Origin of the sequence: Halochromatium glycolicum (genome assembly GCF_016584085.1) — a bacterium.
GTDB classification, from domain to species: domain Bacteria; phylum Pseudomonadota; class Gammaproteobacteria; order Chromatiales; family Chromatiaceae; genus Lamprobacter; species Lamprobacter glycolicus.
In genome coordinates this window covers 1-6,180 of the sequence record NZ_NRSJ01000084.1, presented here as the reverse complement: position 1 = coordinate 6,180, position 6,180 = coordinate 1, and the positions used below count along the sequence as shown (strand labels likewise).

Below are 6,180 nucleotides of genomic sequence, written 5' to 3'. Positions count from 1 at the left end.
TGAGGGGAGAACAAGCCAGCTTCATCAAAGCGTTGCTCTGCAGCGAGGCGTCCATGCGTCCAGAGATCTTCAATGCCGGTCTCCGTGTCTTGTCAGCTGCCATCTCCGAGGATGGCGGGAATTGCTGGGTCCGGTAGCTCGTCCTTGTGAAAGCTGCCTTCGGCGTTCCAGCGGATGTCGGCGTCGATGCCGCGCACGGCGAGGTTCATCTTGCACAGCCGCCAGGTGGTGTAGTTGCTCTCCTGGCCATAGACGGCGATGTCGCTGATGCGCCCGCCGTGCGCGGCGAGGAAGCGCTCGGCCTGCACGAACATGCCGCCGGAGCCGCAGCAGGGGTCGTAGACGCGGCCCTGGATGCCGAGCTTGGGGTTCGGGAAGGGCTCGAGCAGCTCGACCAGCACCCGCACCACCGAGCGCCGAGTGTAGAACTCGCCGCCGCGCTTGCCTTCGGTGCTGGCCCTCTTTGTGAACAGGGTGCACCGAGGAAGTATTCGTAGACGCGGCCGAGCAGGTCGCGCGCCTGGCCTTGCTCGGCGCCGAGGGCGATGCCGGAGATCAGGTCGATCAGCTCGCCGAGCATGGTGGTGCTCAGCTGCGGGCGGGCGTATCCCTTGGGCAGCACGCCCTTGAGGCTCGGGTTCTCGGCCTCGATGGCGAGCATGGCCTCGTCGATGCGCTGGCCGATGCCGGGCTGCTTGGCGGTGTCCTGCAGGTGCGACCAGCGCGCGGCCTGGGGCACCCAGAAGACGTTCTCGGCGCGGTACTCGTCCGGGTCTTCGGCGCCGTCGGGGTAGTCGTCGAGTAGTTCGGCGCGCTTGGCCTCGAAGCTATCGGAGATGTGCTTGAGGAAGATCAGCCCGAGCGCGACGTGCTTGTAGTTGGACGGCTCCATGTTGCCGCGCAGCTTGTCGGCGGTGAGCCAGAGCTGGGCCTCGAAGCCGAGGTTGGCGCCGTTGGTGTCGGTCTTCTTCTTGGGGATCTTGGCCATCGAGGCGGCCGTCCTGCTGTCGTCCTTTGTCCCTTGGCCTGAATCGGGCGCGCAACGCGTTGCGGCATTGGCCGTACGCTCAACGTGTGGTCGAGTGATGACCAGCCCGTATGACTGAGGGTAATATTTCATCGCCCGCTTGCCTATAGTCACCCGCCCTGGTTTCCGGACAGGCTGAGCCCATCGGTGCTGACTGTTCCGGCGCTTTCAGTCCGGCGATCCAAGGGGGAATGGCTATAGTTTCGCCTCGGGGCGATGGCTATTGCTCGCCTCGGCGATTGGCGCGGTGGATGGCGCGTGCGCTTCAGTCGCTCAGCCTGCGTCACGAGGCGCCGATGCGGTGTTTTGATGGGCTCGGCGCGGGTGGTCAAGAAGCGAGGCGACACGCGCAGGCGGGCAACACCGTCGAATTCGCGGCGGCCGCTGCGACAGCGGCCAACGGCGGCGAAGAATCGCTGCCCCTGTTCAATCGTCGACCGATCTGGCCGACGGGTCACGAGATCGTAATCATGGCAAGGGTTCGGCGCCGATTCCCCTCGGGCTGTGCACAGGCTTATCCACAGCAGCGGTGGATAACCTGGGGCTTGACAGAAAATCGTCCGCGCGTTCTCGGCCCGTCGCACCCAGATCGCTAAGTGGTTGATTGTAATTAGCGGTTCGTGATTGACCAGGGTAAGGAGGCGGCTCGCAAGCCTTTGTGCAACCAGCCACTTGCGGCACCTATCTGCAACGGATCGACAGGATTATCCACAAGGGCTGTGAATCGTTTGACGATCCTGATTGGGGGCGGCGGCGCCTGAGGCTCCGGTCGGCTCGTACGGCTGCGGGGTTACGGCTGAGCGGCCCCGCGCAAGACGCCGGTGACGACGCCGATCAGCTGCACGGCCTCGGCCGGAAACTGCAGCGGTGCCATCGCGGCGTTGGCCGGCTGCAGGCGCACCGTGGCGCCTTCGTGATAGAGGCGCTTGAGGGTGGCGGCCTCGCCGTCGATCAGCGCGACGACGATCTCGCCATTGGCGGCGCTGGTCTGGCGTGCGATCAGGATCAGGTCGCCGTCCTCGATCTGGTCCTCGGTCATCGAGTCGCCGCGCACCCGCAGCGCGAATTGCGCGCGCTCGGTGAGGCGCTCGGGCACCTGCACCCAGTCTGGGCCATCGCCGACCTCTTCGATCCGCCCGCGGCAGCAGAGCCGCAGCACATGCGGAAGGGTGTCGCCGACCTTCTCGCTGAAGTGCAGCCAGTAAGGCCAGACGGCCGCGAGGTCGCCGAAATAGGCGCGGATGGCCGGGATCTCGGCGGTCTCACGCGCATCGTCCTCCCAGCCGTCGAAGACGAAGCCGATGCGGCCTTCCCAGCGCTCGGCCATCTCGGCGCTCTCGCTGAGGAAGCCGAGCTGCTGGGCGACGGGCGCGATGTCGCCGGCCTCGACCTCGGCGCGCGGGATGGTCAGGATCATCAGCTCGTCCTTCGCGGGCGAGAGGCGCGCGCGGGGGTAGCGGATTGGCCGTTGGGGCTGAGCGTCGTCGGATTGAGCCATCGCTCTCAGGATAGCAGGCAGAGGGCGCGCTAGCCGGGCGGCTGATTCGAGGCACGCTCGTTGAGCCGCCGTAACGCCGCCCGGCAGACCGGCCGGTAGAACGGCGTCTAACCGGGAATCAGGAAGCTGACGCGACAGCGGGCTGGGCCGAGGGCTTTGACCCGGTGGCCGGTCGCCCTCGGGTGCGACCAGGCCGCCGGGGAAGGGCGATCGCTGGCAGGGGTCGGATCATCGGCCCGTGTTGACGACGGGTGGGCGGAGTCGGTGAGCACGCGCCGCTCGCGGGTTCACTCGCGCTGGCCCCAGCGATCGTGATGGATCAAGGTTGTGAGGTCGGTGCGCGCGAGCCAGCCCGCGTCCTCGAGTTCCGGGCGCTCGCGAAAGAACGCGACATAGCCCACACAGAGATAGGCGATCGGCTGCACCGTCTGCGGCAAGCCGAGCAGCTCGGCCAGCGCGGTATGGTCGATGATGCTGACCCAGCCGACACCGAGGCCCTCGACCCGCGCGGCGAGCCATAGGTTCTGCACCGCGCAGACGCTGCTGTAGAGGTCCATCTCCGGGTTTTGCGTGCGGCCGATCACCACCGGGCCATGGCGGGCGCGATCGCAGGTGACGCAGATCCCGAGCGGCGCCTCGAGGATGCCCTCGAGCTTGAGGCCGCGGTAGGTCGCGCGCTGTGCGCCCGAGAACTGCGCGGCCGCCTCGGCATGCGCCTGCTCGAACGCGGCCTTGATCTGCCGGCGGATGCCGAGGTCCTTGACCAGGATGAAATCCCAGGGCTGCATAAAGCCGACGCTCGGCGCGTGATGGGCGGCGCTGAGGATGCGCTTGAGCACGGCCTCTGGGATCGGATCGGGAAGGAATTCGCGGCGCACGTCGCGTCGGCTGACGATGGCCTTATAGACGGCCGCGCGGTCGGCCTCGGAAAACGCATGGTCGGACATGGGCAGATTCGAGTTGGCTCCAGTCGCGGTCGGGTCGGCCACTCTAGCCGCTCGCGACGGGTTCGGCTAGCGGACTCAACCGCGTGCTCGGCCTGAGCCCACGCGCGGTCGTTGCGCTTGTGCGCACGGTGACCAAGTCACGTCTCAGGCCGCTGTTGGCGACAGGGATCGCAAGCGCAGGCCGTCACGCGCATTCAACCCGATCAGCCAAAGATTGGCCGCACCGGCAATCAGCTCGATGACCTGTGCGCCATAGAAGAGTCCGTCGAACGCGCCCTGGGCGGCCTTGAGATGGACAAAGACCGCGAGCGGGACCAAGACCAGCAGCCCGTTGAGGGCGATCAGGAGATTGGCCATCATGGGTGGCGGAGGCGAGCGCATACGCCTTGGAGAGCTGCAGCACGGCATCCTGATAGCGTACGAGCGAAAAGGGTATCGCCATTGCAAAAACGAATTCCTGAAGTAGAGGATCGGACGATTGCGCCCTAGCCCAACAGCGCAGCGAATGGCCGACCGGTGGTCAATCAATCGGTCTTTCCCGCGTCGCCGGCATCGGCCGCGTCCGCCTGCCGGCCGTACACGTACATGCCCACCAGGACCGCCATATAGAAGACCAGATAGAACTGGCCGATCACCCCCTCGAGGACGGATAGGGACTGTGCGAGATTCGACAGCGGGATGATATCGCCGTAGCCGATCGTCAGCAGAGAGACGAAGCTGTAGAAGTAGAGCAGGTCATAGAGCTGCAGGACATCTGGCTGCGAGCCGTGCACACCGAAATCGAAGGAGCCCGGCACGAGCAGCTCGACATTGATGTAGGCAACGGTGAAGGCGGAACCGATGAGCAGATAGACGCAAAGTCCGCCGAGTACGCCGGCGAGTGTGACGCGCTCCTCCTTCAGTATGAAGGTAACGAGACTGATGATGACGGTGACCAGGAAGGCACCGGCGACGAAGTTTAGGGCGATGAACAGCTCTTGCGCGTGCGGATAAAACACCAGCGCACCGTAACAGACCAGGGTCAGGACGAAGAAGCTCGCGGTCGCCCAGAATAGCTTGCCGTGCCTGATGGCATAGGCGACATAGAAGACGATGACCACATAGACGAGATCGCTGACCGACCCCAAGGCTTCATTGGCCTCGAACACCGGCAGGATGGCCAGCTGCGCCATCATGTAGCTGAAGAGCAGCACGAAATAGCGGCCGCTGCGCTTCGTCGTGGTGGGCATGTTCGCCATCGGTTCGATCCCTCCTATCTCGACCCATCGCGGAGGGTAACAGCGGCGCTGGTGACCATCCGGGCGCGCGCGAACGCGCGCCGGTGCTGTTCCTGCTCACGCGTCGCGGCTAGCGGCCACCGCCTGCTGGATCTGCGCGACCAGCCCGGCCTCGAGCTGCAGCGCCTGCGCCAGGCTGTCGAGATAGATCCGCTCGGGCGGCGAGGGTGGATCGACCATCAGCAGCGAGGCGGTATAGACCTCGGCGGCGTGCTCGGGCGAGTCGACGGCGGCGGCGAGGCCCTGGATGTCGAGCGGACGGCCGTATTCCTCGAACAGGAACGCCTTGTCCTCGGCCGGCAGGTCGAGGCCGTTGATGCGGTTGAGGAGCGTCTGGCTCTCCTGCACATCGATCTGCCCGTCGGCCTTGGCCGCGGCGATCATCGCCCGCGACAGCAGCAGGCTCAGCGCCTGGTTCTGCTCGGACTCATCCGGTGCGGGCAGGAAGGCGCTGCCGGCCGGAGGCGGCTCGACCGGGGGTGTGGCCGGCGGCCCCGCCGGCGCCGTCTGTTGGCCCTGCTGGTACGACTGCCAGGCCTTGTAGGCGAGCCCGCCGACCAGGGCGGCGCCACCAAGCTTGGCCGCGGAGCCGGCGAACTTCCGCGCCTTCTTGCCCGACTTGCCGGTGAGCAGACTGCCGAGCACACTGCCCGCGGCCCCGCCGGCGAAGCCGCCCGCGGCACCACTGCCGGCCAGTTCATCGAGGAGGCGTTTGGGATCGATCATGGAGGGGACTCCAGCGGGTTGGGTGGACGTGAGCATGGTACCGGCGCTGGGTTTGCCGGGCTGCGCGGGGAGCGCCCACGCACCAGGCGGGCCGCGCTGCCGCTACGCCGGAAGCGCGCCGGAACCACAGCACTTCTTGTACTTCTTCCCGCTGCCGCAGGGGCAGGGGTCGTTGCGCCCGACCTTGGTCGATGTGATCGGCACAGGTGGGTTGAGCATCTGCTCCAGATCGGACATGTCGACGGGCTTGTCCGGCTCGAAACCAATCGGGTAAGGGCGGGTGTTTAGCCCGCCCTCCCCACACCACCTAGCATGCGGGTCCGCACTAGGCGATTCACAAGAAGGGAGCACACGACGCTTTAGGCATAGCCATGCGCTTTCATCCACTGATCGCGAATGCTGATCAAGCCCTGGCCTTTCAGCCAGTCATTGGTCATCCCGGTTTGCGTGCCCAGCGAGCGGGACAGATGCCAGTCGCTCTTGGAGCTCATGCCCGTCCAGATCGCGGCACGCTTCGACGACCCCAGGGCCAGCAACTGGCGAATGCGATTGCGCACCCCGCGCCACTGTTTCCAGTCGCACATGCGGATGCGCCGCCGCAGCCAGTGGTCCAGCTCGGGAATCGGCCGGTAGTAGTCCGAGATGCCGAAGTAGCCCATCCAACCACGGACGTATTCGGAGAGTTTCTTGAGCCGGTACGCCATC

8 protein-coding genes and 1 pseudogene are annotated in these 6,180 nt (G+C 66.0%); all 9 read right to left on the bottom strand.

Annotated elements, in window-relative coordinates; genetic code table 11:
- Window positions 1-92: 92 nt before the first annotated feature.
- Window positions 93-473 carry an N-6 DNA methylase gene (locus tag CKO40_RS25545; RefSeq protein WP_242477293.1) on the bottom strand — a complete coding sequence of 127 codons (381 nt, stop codon included), beginning with the start codon at window positions 471-473 and terminating at the stop codon, window positions 93-95.
- A gap of 143 nt (window positions 474-616) precedes the next feature.
- A pseudogene (locus CKO40_RS25540) lies at window positions 617-892 on the bottom strand (type I restriction-modification system subunit M N-terminal domain-containing protein); the annotation flags it as partial.
- Window positions 893-1,817: 925 nt separating this feature from the next.
- The gene (locus CKO40_RS23195; RefSeq protein WP_200348829.1) at window positions 1,818-2,525 is read right to left on the bottom strand and encodes a LexA family protein; all 708 of its coding nucleotides are present in this window, start codon (window positions 2,523-2,525) and stop codon (window positions 1,818-1,820) included.
- 287 nt (window positions 2,526-2,812) lie between these two features.
- Entirely contained in the window at window positions 2,813-3,472 is a 660-nt protein-coding gene (gene bluB / locus CKO40_RS23190) for a 5,6-dimethylbenzimidazole synthase (RefSeq protein ID WP_200348828.1), read from the bottom strand.
- Window positions 3,473-3,616: 144 nt separating this feature from the next.
- Window positions 3,617-3,829, bottom strand: a complete 213-nt coding sequence (locus CKO40_RS23185) for a hypothetical protein (protein WP_207173826.1) — start codon at window positions 3,827-3,829, stop codon at window positions 3,617-3,619.
- Window positions 3,830-3,996: 167 nt separating this feature from the next.
- Window positions 3,997-4,710 carry an ion channel gene (locus CKO40_RS23180; RefSeq protein WP_200348826.1) on the bottom strand — a complete coding sequence of 238 codons (714 nt, stop codon included), beginning with the start codon at window positions 4,708-4,710 and terminating at the stop codon, window positions 3,997-3,999.
- Window positions 4,711-4,806: 96 nt separating this feature from the next.
- Complete coding sequence (locus tag CKO40_RS23175) at window positions 4,807-5,475, bottom strand: tellurite resistance TerB family protein (protein ID WP_200348825.1); 669 nt, start codon at window positions 5,473-5,475, stop codon at window positions 4,807-4,809.
- A 102-nt stretch (window positions 5,476-5,577) separates the two neighbouring features.
- Window positions 5,578-5,712, bottom strand: a complete 135-nt coding sequence (locus CKO40_RS24745) for an SEC-C metal-binding domain-containing protein (protein ID WP_242477292.1) — start codon at window positions 5,710-5,712, stop codon at window positions 5,578-5,580.
- Window positions 5,713-5,834: 122 nt separating this feature from the next.
- Window positions 5,835-6,180: group II intron maturase-specific domain-containing protein (locus CKO40_RS23165; RefSeq protein WP_200348824.1), on the bottom strand; the 346-nt coding region annotated here is incomplete at its 5' end.

Bases quoted from the DNA above. Each gene is read 5' to 3' on its own strand.
- CKO40_RS23195 (WP_200348829.1), bottom strand. From the start codon at position 2,525: ATGGCTCAATCCGACGACGCTCAGCCCCAACGGCCAATCCGCTACCCC.
- bluB (WP_200348828.1), bottom strand. From the start codon at position 3,472: ATGTCCGACCATGCGTTTTCCGAGGCCGACCGCGCGGCCGTCTATAAG.
- CKO40_RS23185 (WP_207173826.1), bottom strand. From the start codon at position 3,829: ATGGCCAATCTCCTGATCGCCCTCAACGGGCTGCTGGTCTTGGTCCCG.
- CKO40_RS23180 (WP_200348826.1), bottom strand. From the start codon at position 4,710: ATGGCGAACATGCCCACCACGACGAAGCGCAGCGGCCGCTATTTCGTG.
- CKO40_RS23175 (WP_200348825.1), bottom strand. From the start codon at position 5,475: ATGATCGATCCCAAACGCCTCCTCGATGAACTGGCCGGCAGTGGTGCC.
- CKO40_RS24745 (WP_242477292.1), bottom strand. From the start codon at position 5,712: ATGTCCGATCTGGAGCAGATGCTCAACCCACCTGTGCCGATCACATCG.